Origin of the sequence: Georgenia sp. EYE_87 (assembly GCF_023148685.1) — a bacterium.
In the GTDB taxonomy this organism is placed as follows: Bacteria; Actinomycetota; Actinomycetes; order Actinomycetales; family Actinomycetaceae; genus Georgenia.
On the sequence record NZ_JAHXNL010000002.1, the window covers coordinates 21,335 to 40,358 of the forward strand.

The 19,024-nt window shown below is 74.0% G+C and carries 19 protein-coding genes; 2 read left to right on the plus strand and 17 right to left on the minus strand.

Annotated elements, in window-relative coordinates:
* Positions 1–78: 78 nt before the first annotated feature.
* From KZX45_RS03505 to KZX45_RS03575, 15 genes are all read right to left on the minus strand, one after another.
* Positions 79–1,155 carry an alpha/beta hydrolase gene (locus KZX45_RS03505; RefSeq protein WP_248256344.1) on the minus strand — a complete coding sequence of 359 codons (1,077 nt, stop codon included), beginning with the start codon at positions 1,153–1,155 and terminating at the stop codon, positions 79–81.
* A gap of 145 nt (positions 1,156–1,300) precedes the next feature.
* Positions 1,301–2,554 carry an acetyl-CoA C-acyltransferase gene (locus tag KZX45_RS03510; RefSeq protein WP_248256345.1) on the minus strand — a complete coding sequence of 418 codons (1,254 nt, stop codon included), beginning with the start codon at positions 2,552–2,554 and terminating at the stop codon, positions 1,301–1,303.
* Complete coding sequence (locus KZX45_RS03515) at positions 2,551–3,213, minus strand: CoA transferase subunit B (protein WP_248256346.1); 663 nt, start codon at positions 3,211–3,213, stop codon at positions 2,551–2,553. The genes KZX45_RS03510 and KZX45_RS03515 overlap by 4 nt, the downstream gene beginning before the upstream one ends.
* Positions 3,213–4,037 carry a CoA transferase subunit A gene (locus tag KZX45_RS03520; protein WP_248256347.1) on the minus strand — a complete coding sequence of 275 codons (825 nt, stop codon included), beginning with the start codon at positions 4,035–4,037 and terminating at the stop codon, positions 3,213–3,215. The genes KZX45_RS03515 and KZX45_RS03520 overlap by 1 nt, the downstream gene beginning before the upstream one ends.
* 67 nt (positions 4,038–4,104) lie before the next feature.
* Positions 4,105–5,427: a short-chain fatty acid transporter gene (locus KZX45_RS03525; protein WP_248256738.1), complete on the minus strand. Its 1,323-nt coding sequence runs from the start codon at positions 5,425–5,427 to the stop codon at positions 4,105–4,107.
* 186 nt (positions 5,428–5,613) lie between these two features.
* Positions 5,614–6,516, minus strand: coding sequence for an alpha/beta fold hydrolase (locus KZX45_RS03530; protein WP_248256348.1), 903 nt, complete (start codon positions 6,514–6,516; stop codon positions 5,614–5,616).
* Entirely contained in the window at positions 6,513–7,268 is a 756-nt protein-coding gene (locus KZX45_RS03535; protein ID WP_248256349.1) for an SDR family NAD(P)-dependent oxidoreductase, read from the minus strand. The genes KZX45_RS03530 and KZX45_RS03535 overlap by 4 nt, the downstream gene beginning before the upstream one ends.
* A complete protein-coding gene (locus KZX45_RS03540) occupies positions 7,265–7,990 on the minus strand; it encodes a TetR/AcrR family transcriptional regulator (protein ID WP_248256350.1) in 726 nt (241 codons plus the stop codon). The genes KZX45_RS03535 and KZX45_RS03540 overlap by 4 nt, the downstream gene beginning before the upstream one ends.
* A complete protein-coding gene (locus KZX45_RS03545) occupies positions 7,987–9,537 on the minus strand; it encodes a class I adenylate-forming enzyme family protein (RefSeq protein ID WP_248256351.1) in 1,551 nt (516 codons plus the stop codon). Before KZX45_RS03545 ends, KZX45_RS03540 begins: the two co-directional genes overlap by 4 nt.
* Positions 9,534–10,712, minus strand: coding sequence for a branched-chain amino acid ABC transporter permease (locus tag KZX45_RS03550; protein ID WP_248256352.1), 1,179 nt, complete (start codon positions 10,710–10,712; stop codon positions 9,534–9,536). The genes KZX45_RS03545 and KZX45_RS03550 overlap by 4 nt, the downstream gene beginning before the upstream one ends.
* A complete protein-coding gene (locus KZX45_RS03555; protein ID WP_248256353.1) occupies positions 10,709–11,584 on the minus strand; it encodes a branched-chain amino acid ABC transporter permease in 876 nt (291 codons plus the stop codon). Before KZX45_RS03555 ends, KZX45_RS03550 begins: the two co-directional genes overlap by 4 nt.
* Positions 11,581–12,306: an ABC transporter ATP-binding protein gene (locus KZX45_RS03560; RefSeq protein ID WP_248256354.1), complete on the minus strand. Its 726-nt coding sequence runs from the start codon at positions 12,304–12,306 to the stop codon at positions 11,581–11,583. Before KZX45_RS03560 ends, KZX45_RS03555 begins: the two co-directional genes overlap by 4 nt.
* Positions 12,303–13,064 (minus strand): ABC transporter ATP-binding protein, encoded by a 762-nt coding sequence (locus tag KZX45_RS03565; RefSeq protein ID WP_248256355.1) that lies wholly within the window; start codon positions 13,062–13,064, stop codon positions 12,303–12,305. The genes KZX45_RS03560 and KZX45_RS03565 overlap by 4 nt, the downstream gene beginning before the upstream one ends.
* An 81-nt stretch (positions 13,065–13,145) precedes the next feature.
* Positions 13,146–14,378 (minus strand): substrate-binding domain-containing protein, encoded by a 1,233-nt coding sequence (locus KZX45_RS03570; protein ID WP_248256356.1) that lies wholly within the window; start codon positions 14,376–14,378, stop codon positions 13,146–13,148.
* A 203-nt stretch (positions 14,379–14,581) separates the two neighbouring features.
* The gene (locus tag KZX45_RS03575; RefSeq protein ID WP_248256357.1) at positions 14,582–14,764 is read right to left on the minus strand and encodes an antitoxin; all 183 of its coding nucleotides are present in this window, start codon (positions 14,762–14,764) and stop codon (positions 14,582–14,584) included.
* Between the two features lie 355 nt (positions 14,765–15,119).
* Here KZX45_RS03575 and KZX45_RS03580 point away from each other — a divergent pair, with 355 nt between their 5' ends.
* Together KZX45_RS03580 and KZX45_RS03585 are read left to right on the plus strand one after the other, a co-directional pair.
* Positions 15,120–16,781 carry an alpha/beta hydrolase gene (locus KZX45_RS03580; RefSeq protein ID WP_248256358.1) on the plus strand — a complete coding sequence of 554 codons (1,662 nt, stop codon included), beginning with the start codon at positions 15,120–15,122 and terminating at the stop codon, positions 16,779–16,781.
* Between the two features lie 40 nt (positions 16,782–16,821).
* Positions 16,822–18,270 carry an amidase gene (locus KZX45_RS03585; RefSeq protein ID WP_248256359.1) on the plus strand — a complete coding sequence of 483 codons (1,449 nt, stop codon included), beginning with the start codon at positions 16,822–16,824 and terminating at the stop codon, positions 18,268–18,270.
* A 120-nt stretch (positions 18,271–18,390) separates the two neighbouring features.
* On the opposite strand, the gene KZX45_RS03590 is transcribed toward KZX45_RS03585, so the two are convergent.
* Together KZX45_RS03590 and KZX45_RS03595 are read right to left on the minus strand one after the other, a co-directional pair.
* Positions 18,391–18,675, minus strand: a complete 285-nt coding sequence (locus tag KZX45_RS03590; RefSeq protein ID WP_248256360.1) for a hypothetical protein — start codon at positions 18,673–18,675, stop codon at positions 18,391–18,393.
* On the minus strand, positions 18,675–18,977 hold the full coding sequence (locus KZX45_RS03595; RefSeq protein WP_248256361.1) for a hypothetical protein: 303 nt from the start codon (positions 18,975–18,977) through the stop codon (positions 18,675–18,677). The genes KZX45_RS03590 and KZX45_RS03595 overlap by 1 nt, the downstream gene beginning before the upstream one ends.
* Positions 18,978–19,024 lie beyond the last annotated feature (47 nt).

Below are 19,024 nucleotides of genomic sequence, written 5' to 3' on the forward strand. Positions count from 1 at the left end.
CCACGCACCGGTGACGTTCGTCCCGAAGATCAGGAGGGTTGCCGTCCGAAGCCTGCTGCGGGCCAGTGCGGCCCCGCCTCAGGATGCGGGCCGGACCCGCTCGGTGTCACCCGCCAGCAGGCCGGCGAGCAGCCCGGCGAAGCGGTCCGGCTCCTCCAGGTGCGGGCTGTGCCCGACGCCCTCGAGGACGACCTCCTCGTACCGCCCGCCCGCAGCCGCGAACCGGTCGAGCACCGTGCGCATCTGGCTGACCATCGGCTGCGGCGGGTAGACGTCCGCGCCCGGCCAGCCGGGGATCGCCCCCACGGCCCCGAGGTGCCCGAGGTCCAGCAGCGAGGTGTCCGAGACGATCGCGTCGGCGTCGCCCCGCACCCACAGCACCGGGCCGACCTCGGGCACGTCGGCGAAGCCGCTCAGGTTGTAGTACCGCGGCGAGAGCGCGTTGTTGATGCCCGTGGTCCCGGGACCGGAGCCGGGCCAGTTCTCGCTGGGCTCGGTCCCGCCCGGGTAGTGGTCGGCGCCGATCCGGGTGGACAGCACCGAGTCGAGCAGCAGCTCCTCGTCCTCGAGCTCCGTCCCCGGGGCGACGTAGAGCGCCCGGAAGACGTTGCGCGGGGAGTGCGGCTCGTCGGCCGAGCGGTCGCCGGCGGCGATGGCCGCGGCGAAGTCGGGGCTGGCGGTCCCGCCGCCGGAGCCGGCGTGGTCCGGCCATACCGGGGTGCCCTCGGCGTCCGCGGTCCCGCCGAAGCCGAACGGCGACGCCGGAGCCTCCAGGAGGAGCGCCCCCACCCGGTCCGGGTGGTCGATCGCGAGCTGCATGACCGCGCCCGCTCCCGCCGAGTGGGCGACGAACGCCGCGCGCCCGACGCCGAGCGCGTCCATCAGGGCCACCAGGTCGTCGGAGAAGTCCCGCATGCCGCGGGTGGCGTCGATCGGGAGCGGCTCCGTCTCGCCGTAGCCGCGCAGGTCCGGGGCGACGCCGCGCCACCCCTCCGGCAGGGCGGTCAGGAGGCGGTGGAAGAACGCCGAGGACGAGCAGTTGCCGTGCACGAGGAGCACCGTGCCCGCGGGCGACGACGCGCCGCCGGGGTCGGTGTCCCGCACGTGGATGCGTGCCCGCGACGTCTCGACGTCGTGTTCGGTGACCTGGCCCATGGAAAACCCCTTCGTCTCCCGACGGCGGCACCTGCGCCGTCGACCCTGGCTCCGGCCACGGTGGTCCCGCCACCGGGCCCCCGACGGCGGTCCCCGTCGGGTCGTTCCGGCCGGCGGCGGCCCGAGGGCCGCCGCCGGTGACCGCTCAGCCCTCGAGGAGGAGGGCCTCGCCCTGGCCGCCGCCGCCGCACAGGCCGACGGCGGCCCTGCCGCCGCCCTTCCTGGCGAGCTGGTGGGCCGCGTGGACCACGAGCCGGGCGCCGGAGGCGCCGATGGGGTGGCCGACGGCGATGCCGCCCCCGTGGGGGTTGACCTTCTCCGGGTCGGCGCCCAGCTCGGCGGCGGAGTGGGCCACGACGGCGCCGAAGGCCTCGTTGATCTCGACGAGGTCGAGGTCGGCGACGTCCCAGCCCTGCCGCTGCAGCGCCTTGGCGATCGCGCGGGCGGGCTGGGCGTGCAGGGAGGCGTCGGGGCCGGCGACCTGGCCCGGGGCGCGCAGGGTGGCGAGCACCGTCCAGCCCTGCTCGGCGGCGTGGGCGCGGGTGGTCAGGACCACGGCGGCGGCGCCGTCGGAGATCTGCGAGGCGTTCCCGGCGGTGATCGACCCCTCGGGGGTGAACGCCGGGCGCAGCCTGGCCAGGGACTCCACCGTGGTCTCGGGGCGGATGCCCTCGTCCGTGGTGACCTCGACGTCGCCCTTGCGGCCCCTGACCGTGACCGTGACGACCTCGCCGTCGAAGACGCCGTCCGCCCAGGCCTTCGCGGCGCGCTGGTGCGAGCGGGCGGCGACCTCGTCCTGCTGCTCCCGGGTCAGCGGGTAGGTGCTGGCGGTCTTCCTGTCGGTGGCCAGGCCCATGGCCTCGCGGTCGTAGGCGTCGGTCAGGCCGTCGTGGGCCATGTGGTCCACGGCCTCGACGTTGCCGTAGGACCAGCCGGCCCGGGTGCCCATGAGCAGGTGCGGGGCGCCTGTCATGGACTCCATGCCGCCCGCGACGACGACGCCGGCCTCGCCTGCCCGGATGAGCCGCGCGGCGTCGATGATCGCGGTCAGCCCCGACAGGCACACCTTGTTCACGGTGGTGGCGTGCGCGGACCACGGGATCCCGGCGCCGACGGCGGCCTGGCGGGCGGGCGCCTGCCCGGCCCCGGCCTGGAGGACCTGTCCCATGTAGACCGCCTCGACGGCCTCGGCGGGCACCCCGCCCTGCTCCAGGGCGCCGCGGATCGCGACCGTGCCGAGCTGGACCCCGGTCAGCGCGGCGAGCTGGCCCTTGAGCTTGCCCTGCGGCGTGCGGGCGGCGCCGACGATGACGACGTCGTCGCCCTGCTGTCCGGCCCGGCCGACGGCCTGCGTCCCGGCCGCGGGGCCGGTGGCGGGAGTAGTAGGTGCGGTGCTCATGCGTCGACCTCCACGGCGTGGACGTGCTCGGAGACGGTCAGGGGCGGCTCGGTGCGGTCCTTGACCTCGTCGACGCTCACCCCGGGGGCGAGCTCGACCAGCACCAGGCCCTCGGGGGTGACGTCGATGACGGCCAGGTCGGTGATGATGCGGTCCACCACGCCCCGTCCGGTCAGCGGCAGGGAGCACTCCTCAACGATCTTCGCGTCCCCGTTCTTGGCGTTGTGCTCCATCAGGACGATCACCTTCCCGGCGCCGTGGACGAGGTCCATCGCCCCGCCCGGGCCCTTGACCATCTTGCCCGGGATCATCCAGTTGGCCAGGTCCCCGGCGGCCGAGACCTGCATGCCGCCCAGGATCGCGACGTCGATCTTCCCGCCGCGGATCATCCCGAAGGACAGCGCCGAGTCGAAGAACGCCGCCCCGGGCAGGGTGGTGACGGTCTCCTTGCCCGCGTTGATCAGGTCCGGGTCCACCGCGTCCTCCGACGGGTAGGGCCCGACCCCGAGGATGCCGTTCTCGGACTGCAGCACCACCTGCCGGCCCTCGGGCACGTAGTTCGGCACCATCGTGGGCAGCCCGATGCCCAGGTTGACGTAGGAGCCGTCGGCCAGCTCCAGGGCCGCCCGGGCGGCCATCTCCTGCCGGGTCAGAGCCATCAGTTGCTCCCCTCCGAGCGCACGGTGCGCTTCTCGATCCGCTTCTCGATGCCCGGGCCCACCTCGACCACGCGGTGGACGTAGATCCCGGGCAGGTGCACCTCGTCCGGGTCGATCGCGCCCGGCTCGACCAGCTCCTCGACCTGGGCGATGCAGACCCGGCCGGCCGTCGCGGCCAGCGGGTTGAAGTTCCGCGCCGCCTTGTTGAACACGAGGTTCCCGTGCCGGTCGCCGCGCAGCGCGTGCACCAGGGCGAAGTCGGTGGCGATCGCCTCCTCGAGCACGAACTCCCGGTCCTGCCCGCGCACCGAGAAGGTGCGCACCTCCTTGACCGGGGACGCCTTGGCCACCCCGCCGGCGCCGTCGTACCGGCGCGGCAGCCCGCCCTCGGCCACCTGCGTGCCCACCCCCGTGGTGGTGAAGAACGCCGCGATGCCGGACCCGCCCGCCCGCAGCTTCTCCGCCAGCGTGCCCTGAGGGGTCAGCTCGACCTCCAGCTCCCCGGAGAGGAACTGCCGCTCGAACTCCTTGTTCTCGCCCACGTAGGAGGCGGTCATCTTGGCCAGCCGGCCCGCGCGCAGCAGGATCCCCAGCCCCCAGTCGTCGACACCGCAGTTGTTCGACACCACCGACAGGTTGCTCGCGCCCTGCGCCAGCAGCGCCTCGATCAGCGCCATCGGGTTGCCCGACAGCCCGAACCCGCCGACCGCGAGCGAGGCGCCGTCGGGAATGTCCGCCACCGCCTCGGCCGCCGAGGCCACCACCTTGTCCAGGCCGGGCGACGTGCCGGCCCGGCTCGTGGCGTTCACTGTTCCGCTGGTCATGGTCTCTCCTTCGGGTGGATCTCTGGTCGGGTGGTGGGTCCGTGGGTCGGTCTCGGTCGGAGCGGGCTCAGCCGGCCCCGACGACGAGCAGGACGGCGGCGAAGACGGCGCCGGAGACGACGAGCGTGACGGTCGTGTACCCCAGGATGTCCCGCATCTTCAGGCCGGCGATGGCCAGGAGCGGCAGGGCCCAGAAGGGCTGGATCATGTTCGTCCACTGGTCACCGTAGGCGACGGCCATGATCGGCACGGCCGGGTCGACGCCCAGGCGCGCGGCGGCGTCGAGCAGGATCGGTGCCTGGACGGCGAACTGCCCGCCGCCGGACGGGACGAAGAAGTTCACGAGGCCCGCGGACAGCAGCGCCAGCACCCCGAAGGTCTGCGGGGTCGAGACGCTGACGAAGAAGTCCGAGACAACCGTGATGAGCCCGGTGGCCGTCATCATGCCCAGGATGCCCGCGTAGAGCGGGAACTGGAGCAGGATGTCACCGACGTTGGACGCGGCGTCCTTGACGAGGGCGGTCAGCTCGAAGGGGCTGCGCACGAGCAGCAGGATCAGCGCAAGGAACGACCAGTTGACGAAGTCGAGGGTGGGGGTGCCGCCACGGAGGACGTAGACCACCAGGTAGGCCGTCAGGGCGAGCCCGACGAGCGTGGTCAGGAAGCGGCTGGCGTCGAGCCGGTCAGCGGGAGTGACGACCTCCTCGTCGACCGCGACGCCCTGGTCCCGCGCGTCCACCTCCAGCTCGACGATCCGGTCGCCCCGGCGGGGCGCCACCAGCGCGAGGGCGACGGCGACGGCGAGGACGGTCGCGACCGCCGCCACGACGTTCCAGGTGGAGAAGGTCGTCTCGCTGACGGGGATGGTCCTGCCCAGCTGCTCGGCGATGAACGACCCCTCGGTGGCCGCGGTGAGGGGGCCGGAGCCGGAGTACCCCATGTGCCACACGGCGAAGCCGGAGAAGCCGGCCGCCACGAGCATCGGGAAGTGCAGGCGCACGCCCCTCTCCCGCAGCTGCGCCGCGACCTCCTTGGCGAGCAGCGCGCCGACGACGAGGCCGAGGCCCCACTGCAGGAGGGAGGCGACGGCGGCGACGAGGAAGACGAAGACGTAGGCCTGGAGCGGCGTGCGGGGCAGACCGCCGAGCCGGGCCAGCAGGCGGCGCATCGGCCGGGTGTTGGCGAGCATGTGGCCGAGCAGCAGGATCAGCGCCATCTGGGTCATGAACGCCAGCAGGCCCGCAAGGCCGTCGCCCCAGCCGACTAGCACGTCCACCGGTCCGGCGTCCGTGAGCACGAGCGCCATGAGGGCCACGATGACCGTCAGGACGATGGCGAAGACCAGCGCGCTGGGGATGAACCGCTCCACCAGCGTGTTGACCGGCCGCATGACGCGGGTGAACGGGTTGCGCGAGCCCGACCGGTCCTCGGTCTCGCGGGACTTCTGGCTGACTGAAGACATGGAGGAGCTACCCCTTGCTGCACCGTTGAATCAGGGCGGCGGGCGCCGGTCGGGCGCCGCGCGACGTGGTCGGTCCCGTTCCTACCAGATTCGGCCGGTCTGGTCGGGTATCTGTCACCACGGTGAGACCTCCGCGCTGGGCGTCCTGACCCGGTCGGCGACGGCGGCGGCGCCCGCGGGCCCCATGACGATCGTGTAGTGGTTGACGTCCGGCACCTCGGCGGTGGTGATGGGCAGCCGCGCCGCCCACCGGGCCACGTGCTCGGCGGTGTACAGCGGGTCGCCGTCGAGCAGGCCGCGGGGGGCGCGCAGGAACAGCGTGGGCGTCGCGAGCGCCTCGAGCGCGGGGAGCAGGGACTCGCCCGTCACGAGCTCACGCTGGTCCCCGGTGACCGCCTCGAGGCGCGACGACGGCCGCCAGGTGCCGTCGGCCGGCTCGAGGTCGTAGTCGAAGTACTCGCCGAGCCGCTCGGAGAGGTGACCGACGAACGCGGGGTGCCGGCGCCAGAAGTCGCGGTAGGCCTCGTGGTCCTCGAACGTCATCGCCAGGCGCGCGGCCGCCGGCCCGAGCACCGCCCGCATGAGCTCGTCCGGGTCGGCCCCGGCGGGCACCTCCAGCGGCAGGCCGCCGTCCACGAGCACCAGGGACTCCACCAGCTCGCCGTGCCGGTGCGCCAGCACGGCGGACGCGAAGGCGCCCATCGAGTGGCCGACGACGACGACCGGGCCCGTGCCCAGGTGGCGGAGGACCGCCGCGAGGTCGTCCGCGTGCCGCGCCATCCCGAACGGGCCGGGGAGGGCGTTGCTCCGCCCGCGCCCGCGCAGGTCCGGCGCCACCACGCGCACCCCGGGGAGGGCGTCGACGAGGTAGGTCCAGGCGAGGTGCGTGGCCGTGATGCCGTGGACCGCCAGGACGGTGGGCGCGCCCGGCCCCGGGACCACCGGTTCCCACACCCCCGCCCGCAGCGTGCCGCCGTCGACGGGGACGTCGACCGTGCCGTAGGTGTGCGCGCTCATCGGGCGTGCCACCCCCCGTCCAGGGTGTAGGAGGAGCCGGTCGCCATGCCGGCGTCGGGGCCGGTCAGCCAGCCGACCAGGGAGGCGACCTCGCCCGGCTCGACCATCCGCTTGACCGACTGCTCGACGAGGAGGACCTTCTCGAGGACCTCCTCCTGGGTGATGCCGTGGGTGCGCGCCTGGTCGGCGATCTGGCGCTCCACGAGAGCGGTGCGGACGTAGCCGGGGTTGACGCAGTTGCTGGTGACCCCACGCGCCGCCCCCTCGAGGGCCGTGACCTTGTTCAACCCCTCGAGCGCGTGCTTGGCCGTCACGTAGGCCGACTTGTAGGGCGAGGCGATCAGCCCGTGGACCGAGGAGATGTTGACCACGCGCCCCCAGCCGCGGGCGTACATGTGGGGCAGCGCCGCGCGTACCAGGAGGAACGGGGCCTCGACCATGATTCGCTGGATCCGGCGGAAGTCCGCCGGGTCGAACTCCTCGATGGGCCGAACCACCTGGATGCCGGCGTTGTTGACGAGGACGTCGGCCTCGAGGGCGAGGTCGTCGAGGCCCGCCGTGTCGTCGAGGTCGACCACCCAGGTCTCGCCGCCGGTCTCGGCGGCGACGGCGGAGGCGGCGGCCTCGTCGCGGTCCGCCACGACGACGTGGGCACCGCGGGCGGCGAGCTCGCGCACGCACGCGGCGCCGATGCCGTTCCCGCCGCCGGTGACCACCGCGCGCCGGCCGGCGAGGGTTGGTTCTGGGCTCATCGTCGTTCTCCTCCGGGGGACAGGGCGCGTTCGACCAGGCGCATGGTGGCGTCGAAGACGTCGGGCGGGAGGCCCGGGGTACGGGGCGGGCTGCCGGGGGCGTCGGCTCCGGGGACGCGGGCCGCACCGCCGTCGAGGGCCGCACTGCCGTCGAGGGCCGCACTGCCGGGCGCCGCACTGCCGGGGGCCGCTCCGCCGTCGCGGTCCCACAGGACCCAGCGCATGCCGACGAGCTCGCCGATGCCCATGAGCGCCCACGCGGCGACCTCGGGGTCGACCTCGGCGGCCAGCTCGCCGCGCTCCTTGGCGGCGACCAGACCGGCGACGTACCCGCGTGCGATGGTCTCGTAGTGCATGTGCAGCACGTCCGGCGCGACGAACTCGGCCTGGCGCATGATCCGGTACAGGGCCGGGTTCTCGGCGGTGAACCGGAAGAACGCCCGGAACCCCGCCCGCTCGGCCTCCAGGCGGGCGGTCTCGACGCTGGAGGCCTCGAACATGGCCCGCCGGACCCGGCTGTTGAGGTCGCGGACGACCTCCTCGAAGATCGCCTGCTTGGAGTCGAAGTAGAGGTAGAACGTGCCCTGACCGACCTCGGCGGCCTCGGTGATCTTCACGATCGAGGCGTCGTGGTAACCCCGCTCGGCGAAGACGTCGGTGGCGACGGCGAGCAGGCGGGCCCGGGTGCGGGTGCCGCGCTCGGTGCGCGGGGCGGCGCTCACGGTCGCACCTCCCGCAGGGCGCCCCGGCGCACCTTGTGCAGGGCGGTGCGCGGCAGGGACTCGACGAAGGTGACGCTGCGCGGGGCCTTGAAGCTGGCCAGGTGGCGGCGGGCGTGGGCGAGCAGCCCGTCGGCGTCCACCCCGGACCCGGCGGCCCGGACGACGAAGGCGTGCCCCACCTCGCCCCAGCGCGGGTCGGGGATGCCGACGACGGCGACGTCGACGACCTCCGGGTGCGTGGCGAGCGCGGCCTCGACCTCCGCGGGGGAGATGTTCTCGCCGCCGCTGATGTAGATGTCCGTGAGCCGGTCGACCACGTGGAAGTACCCCTCGGCGTCGCGCTCGACGAGGTCCCCGGTGCGCAGCCAGCCGTCCCGGAGGGCCTCGGCGGTGGCGTCCGGGTCGCGGAAGTACCCGGCGAAGACGGCCGGGCCGCGCACCAGCAGCTCACCGCGGGCCGGCCCGTGGAGCAGGCGCCCGGTCTCGGGGTCGGCGACCGCCACGTCCACGTGCGGGTAGGGCTTGCCCACGGAGCCGACGTGGTCCAGGGCGTGCGCCGGGGGCAGGGCGAGCACGTTGGGGGAGGCCTCGGTCAGGCCGTACCCCTGGATGATCCGCACGCCGCGGTCGTGCCAGGTGCGCAGCAGCGGCTCGGGCATCGGCGCCCCGCCGACGATCGCGTGGGTCAGGCCGGTCAGGTCCGCGTCCGCGAAGGCGGGCAGCTCGGCCAGGCGCTGGTACGTCGTCGGGACGCCCATCATCGTGGTGACGCGGCGGCCGGCGACGAGCTCGAGGACCGCGGCCGGGTCGAAGTCGGACTGGAGGACGACGGTGGCGCCGGACCACCACGCCAGCAGCGGCTGGACGTTCCAGCCGCCCACGTGGAACTGGGGCAGCACCGACAGCACGACGTCCTGCCCGGTCATGCCGGTGGCGCCGCCGAGGGAGAGGTTGGTCCAGAAGCAGTTCTCGTGCGTGAGCAGCGCGCCGCGCGGCGCCCGGGCGGTGCCGGAGGTGTAGATGAGCAGCAGCGGGTCGTCGTCGCGCACGCAGCGCGCCGGTCCCGGCGGGGTCCCGTCGGGCCGGGCGGGACCGGGCACGTGCTGCTCGACGCCGTCGGCCCCGAGCAGCTCCACCGGCGGGGCCACGTCGAGCTGGGCGAGCGCGGCGCGGGCGTCCCCGGCGAGGCCGGCCTGGACCGCGACCAGCGCCGGCCGGGCGTGGCGGAGCTGGTAGGCGAGCTCCTCGGGCGCGAGGCGCCAGGACATCGGCGCGAGGACCAGCCCGGCCTTGGCGCAGGCGAAGAGGAGCACCACGTGGTCGGTGGAGTTGCGGGTGAGGGTGGCGATGCGGTCCCCGGGCACGTACCCGGCCCGCACGAGCCGCTCGGCGAGGGCGCTCGCCCGCGCGTCGAGCTCGGCGTAGGTGGTCGCGACCCCCTCGTGCTCGACGGCGACCTTGCCGGGCGTCAGGCGTGCCCGGTCGCTCGTCCAGCGGCCCAGGGTGTGGCGCCCGGGCTCGTCGCAGGCAGGAGGCAGCAGGCTCACGCGAGCTCCTCGAGGCGGCGCCGCTCGGCGGCCTCCGCGGCGGTCTCCGTGTGCGAGCCCGCGGCGCGGGCCGGGCCGCGGCGGCGGCCGGTGAGCCGGGACGCGCCGCCCGCGATGCCGCCCGGCATGAACAGCACCACGAGGATGAACAGCACGCCGAGGATGAACGCGGGCTCGCTGAGCGGCACGTGCAGGAGGGTGGGGAGGGACTCGACGAGGTCGGAGCCGGCGAGGACGCTCAGGCGCTGGTCGAGCAGGGTGTAGACGACGGCGCCCATCACGGCGCCCCAGCGCGAGCCGACGCCGCCGAGCACCACCATGATCAGGGCCTGGATGGTGAAGTCGGCCGAGGTGATGGTGGGCACCGCCTGCGACTGCAGCAGCAGGTAGACCATGCCGACCACCGCCGCGAGCGAGCCGGCGATCACGAAGGTGAGCAGGCGGATGAGGTAGGGCGGCTGCCCGATGACCCGCACGCGCATCTCGTTCTCGCGGGTGGCCTCCACCACGTGGCCGGCCCGCGAGCGCTGCACCCAGGTGACGACGACGTACACGAGCACCAGCGTGGCGAGCGCGACCCAGAACATGTTGCGGGTGTTGACCACGCCGACGAGCGCGTCGGGCACGTGGGTGGTGGTCAGGCCGATGCCCTCCTCGCCGCCGGTGACACCGGCCGTGTTGCGCCGGGCCAGCACGTTCCCGGCCTGGGCGAACGCGAGGGTGACCATCGCGAAGGAGACGCCGGAGACCCGCAGGGAGACGGCGCCGACGACGGTGGCGAGCAGGATCGCGGCGACCAGGGCGAGCGCCCCGGCGAGCAGGAAGGGCATGTCGGTGCGGTCGAGGAGGATCGCCAGTCCGTACGCGCCCGCCGCGAAGTACAGGGCGTGGCCGAAGCTGAGCATGCCGGCGACGCCGTAGAGCAGGTGGTAGCTCAGGGCCAGCGCGGCGAAGATCATGCACAGCGCCATCAGGTGCAGGCTGCCCGGCATGTACGTCGGCCCGGGCAGGACGCCGGGCAGCGGCAGGTTGAGCAGCGGCAGGCTCGCGGCGACGACGACGGCGACCGCGCCGACCAGCCAGCCGGGCACCCGGCGGCGTGCGCGCGCCGGCGTCCGCGGCGCGGGGCTGGCCTGCTGGGCCACGGGCGGCTTCGTGGAGGTGGGGGAGGTCATGCTGCCTTGGCTCCCATCAGTCCGGACGGGCGGACGAGCAGGACGACGGCGAGGGCGAGCACCGCGATGAGGTCGCCGACGCCCCAGTAGTAGTTGGCGAACTGCTGCGGGATCGCGACGATCACCGCGGCGACGGCGGCGCCGCCGAGGGAGCCCAGGCCGCCGATCACGGTGACGATGAACGCGAAGATCAGCAAGGTCTGGCCCAGGTGGGCGGAGACGTAGCCGTAGTACTGGGAGGCGAGCACGCCACCCAGGCCGGCCGCGGCACCGCCGATGGAGAAGACCAGCGTGAACGACTTGCGCACGTCGATGCCCAGCGCGGTGACCATCGAGCGGTTCTCCACCCCGGCCCGGATGATCAGGCCGTAGCGGGTGTGCCGGAGGAAGAGCACGAGGGCGGCGAGGACGGCGCCCGCGACCGCGATGGCGAGAAACCGGTTGTTCGGGATGCGGGCGCCGGCGATCTCCGTCGTCTGCGCCATCCAGGCCGGGCCGGAGATGAAGATGGCGTCGGTGCCCCAGAAGCCCTCGAAGAGCGCCACGCCGACCAGGCCGAGCCCGACGGTGACGAGCACCTGCTCGATGTGCCGGTTGTAGAGCGGCCGGATGAGCAGCAGCTCGGTCAGGGCGGCGACCGCGGCCCCGGCGAGCGCGCCGACCACCATGGCGAGGAGGAACCCGGTCCACGTGCTCGGGTCCAGCCGGCGGGCCACCTCCCAGCCGATGAACGCGCCGAGGGAGAGGAAGACCCCGTGGGCGAAGTTGAGCACGCCCATCAGCCCGTAGATCAGCGAGAGTCCGGACGCCACCAGGAAGTACAGGGCCCCCAGGCCGAGGCCGGTGACCAGCAGCAGGACGATGGTGCTCACTTGGCTCCCTCCGGGGCCGGGGTGGTCTCGGCGTGGACGCCGAGGAGCCGGTGAACGGCCTCCTCGTCATCGAGCAGGGAACGGGCGTCGCCGGTGTGGACCACCGTGCCGGCGTCGATGACGACGACGTCCTGGGCCAGGCGTTCGATGACCGGCAGATTCTGCTCCACCAGGAGGATCGGCACCGTGCGGGCGGCCTCCTCGAGCGCCTCGGCGACCTCGGTGACGATCTTCGGCGCCAGGCCCTTGGTGGGCTCGTCCACCAGCAGCAGCCGGTTGGTGTTGAGGAGGGCGCGCGCGAGGGACAGCATCTGCTGCTGCCCGCCGGAGAGCGTGCCGGCCCGCTGGCCGCCGCGGCGCACGAGGTCGGGGAAGAGCGCCTCGACGAGCTCGCGGCGCGGCTTCGCGTCACGTTCGGCCAGGCGCAGGTTCTCGGCGACGGTCAGGCCGGCGAAGACCTCGCGGTCCTCGGGTACGTACCCGATGCCGCGGCGGACGATCCGGTGGGTGTCCTCGCGGTCGATGCGGTGCCCGTCGAACTCCACACGGCCGGCGCGTCCGATCAGGCCCATGACCGCCTTCATCGTGGAGGTCTTGCCCACGCCGTTGCGGCCCAGGACGGCGGTCACGCCGGTCCCCGGGACGGAGAAGGTCACGTCCTCGACGACCAGCTGGCCGTTGATGGTGGCGGAGAGGTGCTCGACCTCGAGGATCGCGCTCACGCGGCGGCTCCCAGGTAGGCGCTCTGGACGAGGGGGTCGGCCATGATCTTCCCGGGCTCGTCCAGCGCCAGGATGGTGCCCTGGTGCAGGACCGCGACGCGGTCGACCAGCCCCATCACCACGTCGATGTGGTGCTCGACCATCAGGACGGTGCAGCCGTGGTCGCGGTGCATGCGGCGGATGACCTCGGACAGGCCGGGCACGTCCGCCCGGGCGACGCCGGCCATCGGCTCGTCGAGCAGGATGACGCTCGGGTCCATGGCGAGCAGGACGGCGATCTCCAGCTTGCGCTTGTCGCCGTGGCTCAGGCCGCCGGCCAGGACGTCGACCCGGTCCGCGAGCCCGACCTCGGCGAGGTGGTCCAGCGCGCGGGCGGAGGCGTCGTCGGAGCGCCGCGGGAAGCGGAGCACGGAGAGGTTCCCGCCGAGGCGGCGCTGGGCCGCGAGGCGGGCGTTCTCCAGGACGCTGAGCCCCGGGAAGAGGTTGGAGGTCTGGAACGTGCGGCCCAGCCCCGCCCGCGCGCGGCGGTGGATGCGCTCGTGGGTGATGTCCCTGCCGTCGAGCAGGATCCGGCCCGCCGTCGGGGCGTGGATCCCGGAGATCATGTTGAACAGGGTCGTCTTGCCGGCGCCGTTCGGTCCGATGACGCCGATGATCTCGCCGGAGGGGACCTCGAGGTTCACGTCGGTGAGGATCTTGGCGCCGCCGACGGCGAAGCTGAGGTTCTCGACCGTGAGAGCGGCTGAGGTGGGGGGCATGGTGGCCTCTTCCTGGGGTGCGACAGGCCCCGGCCCGGTCCGTCCGGGCCGGGGCCTGTCGTGGGTGGTGCGGGGCGTCGGTCAGCCGGCCTCGGGCGGCGCGACGTCCTCGGCCGCCACCTGGCTGACGAGCTCGGGCTGCCAGCCGCCGTTGCCGTCCGAGACGAGCTTGGCCTGGAACATCGGCTGGATCAGCGCGTGGTCGGACTCGCGGATCGTGTAGCTGCCCTTGGGACCGTCGAAGCTCCAGCCCTCGAGCGCGGTGACCATGGCGTCGACGTCGTCGGCGCCGCCGGCCTCCTCGATCGCGCGGACGATCATCTGGGCGGCGGTGAAGCCGTCCGGCGTGAACAGGTCGGGCGTGCCGCCGGCACCCTCGACGTGCTCGATCATCGCGGCCTCGACGTCGTTGCCCGCCGCACCCGGGAAGTAGTGGTTGAGGAAGTCGATCTTCTCCGACGCCGCGCCGTAGGCGTTGTACGTGGAGGTGTCGCCGAGGCCGGTGACCACGGTGATGTCGTCGAGGACGCCCTGCTGGTCCAGCGACTGCCACATGGCGCCGGAGGTGGCGCCGGCCCAGGCCACGAAGACCATCTCGGGGGCGGCGTCCAGCACCTGGGCGGCGAACGGCGTGAACTCGGTGACGTCCTCGGGGACCATCACGGAGGTGACCTCCGCGCCCTGCGCGCCGAGCAGACCCTCGACGGCGGCGAGGTTGCCCTGGCCGAAAGCGTTGTCCTGGGCGAAGACGAGCACCTTCTGGCCGTCGACGTCGATGAACGAGCCAGCGGTGGCGACGTCCTGGAGGGACTGGCGGCCGGAGCGGAACGTGTAGTCGTTGATGCCGGTGACGGCGTCGGCGGCGGCCGGGCCGGAGATGTAGAGCACCTTGTTCTGCTCGGCCTGCTCGGCGAGCGAGAGGGCGATGCCGGAGGATGCGGTGCCCGTGAGGATCTTGTGCCCCTGCCCGATGGCGTCGCGGGCAGCGGCGACGGCCTTGTCGGTGTCGCCGCCGTCGTCGATCGTCTCGACGACGATCTCGCTGCCGCCCACCTCGCCGGTGCCGTCGGTGGCGTAGTCGAGGCCGGCCTCGAAGCCCTCGATGAAGGTCTTGCCGTAGGCGGCCAGCGGGCCGGTGGTCGAGGTGATGAGGGCGACGTCGATGGGGTCGCCCGAGGCCTGTGCCGACTCGCTCGAGTCGCCCGACGCGGCCGGCTCCGTCCCGCCGCCGCCGGTCGAGGGTGCGCACGCGGCGACGGCCATCATGGTCGCGACGCCGAAGGTCAGCGCGAGGGACTTCTTCGTGACTCGCATGAGACCGCCTTTCCTGAGTTGTCGAACCTCCCAACCTGAGAGGTGATTCAGGTAACAGCGTCGAGGGTCGTCCGGTGCCGCGTCGATGGGGAAGGGGACCATAGTCCCGGGTGGCGGTGTGTTTCCGTGCCACACCCGTCCGGACGTGCGTGGAGCACGGCCGGACGGTGCCGGCCGTGCTCCGTGGTCTGTCAGGGTCGGGGCTACTCGTTGCCGATGCGCTCGTCGGCGGCGTCCGCACCCTTGTCGAGGTGCTCGTCGTACTTGCCGCCGGTCCTGTCGCTGGCGAAGTCCGAGCCCTTCTCCAGGGCGTCGTCGCTCGTCCGCTCGCCCTTCTCGCTGCCGAGGAAGTCCTTGCCCTTCTCGGTGAAGTCTCCGACGCTCATCGGGTCGCTCCTGTCTCCGGGGCGGTCGCACCGGCCGGTACGTCCACCTCGAGTCTTGGGCGGGGCGGTGGCGCTCGCAACCGCGAGCGGGCCCGCGGACGGTGCCGCCGCGACGGGCGGGCCGACGCCGTCGACGGGCGTGCCACGCCGTCGGCGGACGGGACGGACGGGACGACGCCGTCGGTAAACCTTCCGTCACACCCCGGTGACGGGGCAGGTGGAAGACTCGCCGGGCACTGGTTCGTGTCCGGACCCCCGCGCGAGGGAGCGCGGCCGGGTCCCTTCAACCGGGCCCGGGACTCCGGGCCGACGACGGAGCTCCCCGGGCCCGCCCCGGGGACCGTGAGGCGGAACGATGAGCTCTCCACGACCACGACGACGACTCGCGGCACCCCTGCTCGCCGCGCTGCTCGGTGCCCTGCTCGCCCTGCTGGCACCCGCCGCGGGCGCCCGCGGCGTCGACCCCGACCCCGACCCCGACCCCGAGGTCGAGGTCCCCGTGCTGGCCTGGACGCACTGCGGCACCACGCCGGCGGGCACCGAGGCCGGCGTCCAGTGCGCCACCGCGACGCTCCCCATGGACTACGACGACCCGGAGGGCGAGCAGGTACGTCTCGCGGTCGCCCGGGTGCCCGCGACCGACACTGCGAACCGGATCGGGTCGCTCTTCCTGAACCTCGGCGGGCCGAGCGGCACGATCGTGGACGTGCTCCAGGAGAACGGCGGGACGATCTGGCCCACGCTGAACCAGCGGTTCGACCTCGTCGGCATCGACCCGCGCGGCGTCGGCCAGTCCGCGCCGGCCATCGACTGCCAGGTCGACCCCGAGGAGCTGGGCAACTCCTCCCAGCCGTTCCCGACGCCGCTCGACATCGACGTCGACGCCTTCGTCGCGAAGCACCAGGCCTACGTGGACGCCTGCCTGGCCAGCAACGGCGACATCCTCGCGCACGTCTCCACCGCGAACGTCGCAAGGGACATGGACGTCCTGCGCGCCGCGGTCGGCGACGAGAAGCTGACCTACCTGGGCTACTCCTACGGGACCTTCCTCGGCGCGACCTACGCCGCGCTCTTCCCGGACGGCTACCGCGCGCTCGTCCTCGACTCGCCGGTGGACGTGCAGGAGTACATCACCGACCCGCTCTCGAGCAGCGTCGCGCAGACCGCCAGCTTCGAACGCGCGCTCCACCGCTTCTTCGAGGCCTGCGCGGCCGACCAGGTGGCGTGCTCGGGCTTCGGCGGCGGGCAGCCGTCCTCCGCCTACGACGGTCTGCTCGCCACCGCCGACGCGACGCCGATCCCCGCGCCGCGGTACACGCCGGACCCGCGCCCGGTGGACGGCGACGACATCCGGGTGGCGACCACCACGCTGCTCTACGCCAAGGAGTTCTGGGGCATCCTGGCCGTCGCCCTGGCCCAGGCCGCCGCCGGCGACGCCTCGCTGCTCCGACTGGTCACCAACCTCAGCTACGACCGGCTGGAGGACGGCTCCTACGAACCTGGCTCGGACCAGTTCTTCACCATCGGCGCAGGTGAGCGGCAGTGGCCCCGCGACGTCGAGACGTACCTCGACCGGGGTGCCGAGTCGTGGTCGTCGTTCCCGCACTTCTGGATCAACACGGGGTACTCCGAGATCAGCTACGGCCTGTGGCCGGTGCACGACGAGGACGCGTACGAGGGGCCCTTCACGGTCGCCGAGTCCTCGCCGACGCCGCTCGTCGTCGCCACCACGTACGACCCGGCGACGCCGTACCAGGGGGCGCTGCGGACGATGCGCGAGCTCGGCAACGCGCGGCTCGTGACGATGGAGGGCGACGGGCACGGGGCCTACCCGGACGGCTCGGCCTGCGTGCGCACCGCCGTCGACGCCTACCTCGTGGATCTGACGCTGCCCGCCGCGGACCTGGTCTGCCAGCAGGAGGTGCCGTTCACGGCTCCGCAGCCCGTGCCGGCCGAGGTGCCGGCGGTGCCGGAGCCACTGCTGGACCTCGAGGTGCGGCCGGCCGGCGTCCGGTAGTGCCCGGCAGCCCGGCCGGCGTCCGGGCTAACGTCGGGCTATGACGGAGATCCACGAGCTGTCCGCCCTCGACCTCGCCGCGGCCGTGCGTTCCGGGGACGTCTCCCCGGGGGAGGTCGCCGAGCACACGCTCGAACGGGCGCACCGGCTCGGGCCGGGCGTCGGGGCGTTCGTCCACGTCGCCGACGCCCGGGCCCGGGCCCAGGCCGCCGAGGCGGAGGAGCTGCTCGCCGGCGTCGGCTCCGCCGCCGGCGACGACGGCGCCCTCCCGCCGTTCCTCGGCGTGCCCGTCCCGGTCAAGGACCTGACGATGGTGGCCGGCCTGCCGTTCGAGGCGGGGTCCGCGGCCCTCGCCGGGTTCGTCGCACCGGTGGACGACGGCGTCACCACCCTGCTCCGGGCGGCCGGCACCCTCATGGTCGGCAAGACCACGACCCCGGAACTCGGCCTGCCGCCCTACACCGAGCCGGACGTGGCGGCCCCGGCCCGGAGCCCGTGGGACCTCGGCCGCACCGCCGGCGGCTCCAGCGGCGGGGCCGCCGCCGCGGTGGCCGCGGGAATCGTGCCGGCCGCCCACGGCAGCGACGGCGGCGGGTCGATCCGCATCCCCGCCGCGGCCTGCGGCCTGGTGGGCCTGAAGCCCTCACGCGGCCGCATCTCGCGGGGCCCGCACGGGGTGGACGGCTCGGGCCTGGGCGCCGACGGCGTGCTGACCCGGACCGTGCGCGACACCGCCGCGTTCCTCGACGTGCTCGTCGAGCCCTGGCCCGGCGACACCTACCTGCTGCCCGCCCCTCGCGGCACCTTCCTCGACGCGTGCGGTCGGGAGCCGGGCCGGCTCCGCGTGGGGGTCCTGACGGAGCCGATCAACGTGGCCGACGCCCCGGTGCACCCCGAGGCGCTGGCCGCCGTCGACCGCGCGGTGCGCCTGCTCGAGGGCCTCGGGCACCACGTGGACCGGGCGCCGCTGCCCTTCGGTGAGACGGAGTGGGACGCCTTCATGCCGCTGTGGTCCGTCGGCACCCTGCTCGCGCCGCTGCCACCCGGCGGCGAGGACCGGCTGGTCCCGCTGACCCGCTGGATGCGCGAGGTCGGCCGGTCCGTGACCGGCGCCCAGTACGCCGACGCCGTCTCGGCCGGGCAGCGGCTGACCCGGCAGACAGCCCTGGCGTGGTCTGCCTTCGACGTCATCCTCAGCCCCACGCTGGCCCAGCCGCCCGTCGCGATCGGCTCCATGCGCGACGACGAGGACCCCGCCGCCGACTTCCAGGCGCAGAAGGCGTTCACGCCCTGGACGTCGGCCTGGAACATCATCGGGGCGCCGGCGATCAGCCTGCCGCTGCACCGGGCGGTGGTGGACGGCACCGAGCTGCCCTTCGGGGTCATGCTCGGTGCCCGCACGGGTCACGAGGAGACCCTGCTCGCGCTCGCGGCCCAGCTCGAGGCCGCCGACCCGTGGCCAGCGTTCGCCCCGGGCCTGCCCGCCTGAGCGGGAGGCCCCGACGAACCGCGGTCGGTCGCGCCGAGGCGGCGAGCTCGCCGCCTCGGCGCACCGGGTTGCCCGTGCGGCCGTTCACGGCGACCAGATCAGCAACCCGCGGTTGTCGCCTCAGCTGCCCGGAGGTGCTGCCGGGTGGTCCGTCGGTCGGCTCGGCGGTGCGGTCGGGGGAGTGGTCGGTGGGACCGTCGGGTCCGCCGGGGCGCCCGGCACGGTCCCCGGCTCCGGCACCCTGCCGGGCTCCGGGTCGCGCCCGGGCTCGGGGTCGGGCGTGGAGGGGTCCGGCGTCGACGGCGGCTCGGTGTCCGCCGTCGGGCCGTCCCCCGACCGCAGGCTCTGCTCCTTCTCGACCTGCCAGGCCTCGCGCGCCTTGCGAGCCAGGTCGTCCAGACCCATCAGATGTTGCCCGGGACCGTGCCGGGCGTGGGGCCCGGGCTCTTCGGCTCGTCGGGCGAACGGACCTCGCCCGGCTCGCGGTCGACCTCGCGGTCGACCTCGCGGTCGGCGGCGTGGCGGCCGCGGGTCGCGGGCTCCACGACCTCGTCGTGCACGACCTCGTCGTGCTGACCGGGGATCGAGCCCGGCGGCGGGCCGGGGCTGCTCGGGACCTCGGGCGAGTCGGCCGACGGCGACGAGACCGAGGCGTTGTCGCGCGCCGGGTCGTGGTGGACCGGGCCTGGGCTGTCGGACGTGCTCATGACGACCTCCGAATCGTGCGCGCGGTCGCGCGCTGCCACGATCGTCG

Excerpts from the sequence above, each read along its gene's own strand:
- KZX45_RS03505 (WP_248256344.1), bottom strand. The coding sequence starts at position 1,155 with ATGGGCCAGGTCACCGAACACGACGTCGAGACGTCGCGGGCACGCATC.
- KZX45_RS03510 (WP_248256345.1), bottom strand. The coding sequence starts at position 2,554 with ATGAGCACCGCACCTACTACTCCCGCCACCGGCCCCGCGGCCGGGACG.
- KZX45_RS03515 (WP_248256346.1), bottom strand. The coding sequence starts at position 3,213 with ATGGCTCTGACCCGGCAGGAGATGGCCGCCCGGGCGGCCCTGGAGCTG.
- KZX45_RS03520 (WP_248256347.1), bottom strand. The coding sequence starts at position 4,037 with ATGACCAGCGGAACAGTGAACGCCACGAGCCGGGCCGGCACGTCGCCC.
- KZX45_RS03525 (WP_248256738.1), bottom strand. The coding sequence starts at position 5,427 with ATGCGGCCGGTCAACACGCTGGTGGAGCGGTTCATCCCCAGCGCGCTG.
- KZX45_RS03530 (WP_248256348.1), bottom strand. The coding sequence starts at position 6,516 with ATGAGCGCGCACACCTACGGCACGGTCGACGTCCCCGTCGACGGCGGC.
- KZX45_RS03535 (WP_248256349.1), bottom strand. The coding sequence starts at position 7,268 with ATGAGCCCAGAACCAACCCTCGCCGGCCGGCGCGCGGTGGTCACCGGC.
- KZX45_RS03550 (WP_248256352.1), bottom strand. The coding sequence starts at position 10,712 with ATGACCTCCCCCACCTCCACGAAGCCGCCCGTGGCCCAGCAGGCCAGC.
- KZX45_RS03565 (WP_248256355.1), bottom strand. The coding sequence starts at position 13,064 with ATGCCCCCCACCTCAGCCGCTCTCACGGTCGAGAACCTCAGCTTCGCC.
- KZX45_RS03570 (WP_248256356.1), bottom strand. The coding sequence starts at position 14,378 with ATGCGAGTCACGAAGAAGTCCCTCGCGCTGACCTTCGGCGTCGCGACC.
- KZX45_RS03575 (WP_248256357.1), bottom strand. The coding sequence starts at position 14,764 with ATGAGCGTCGGAGACTTCACCGAGAAGGGCAAGGACTTCCTCGGCAGC.
- KZX45_RS03580 (WP_248256358.1), top strand. The coding sequence starts at position 15,120 with ATGAGCTCTCCACGACCACGACGACGACTCGCGGCACCCCTGCTCGCC.
- KZX45_RS03585 (WP_248256359.1), top strand. The coding sequence starts at position 16,822 with ATGACGGAGATCCACGAGCTGTCCGCCCTCGACCTCGCCGCGGCCGTG.
- KZX45_RS03590 (WP_248256360.1), bottom strand. The coding sequence starts at position 18,675 with ATGGGTCTGGACGACCTGGCTCGCAAGGCGCGCGAGGCCTGGCAGGTC.
- KZX45_RS03595 (WP_248256361.1), bottom strand. The coding sequence starts at position 18,977 with ATGAGCACGTCCGACAGCCCAGGCCCGGTCCACCACGACCCGGCGCGC.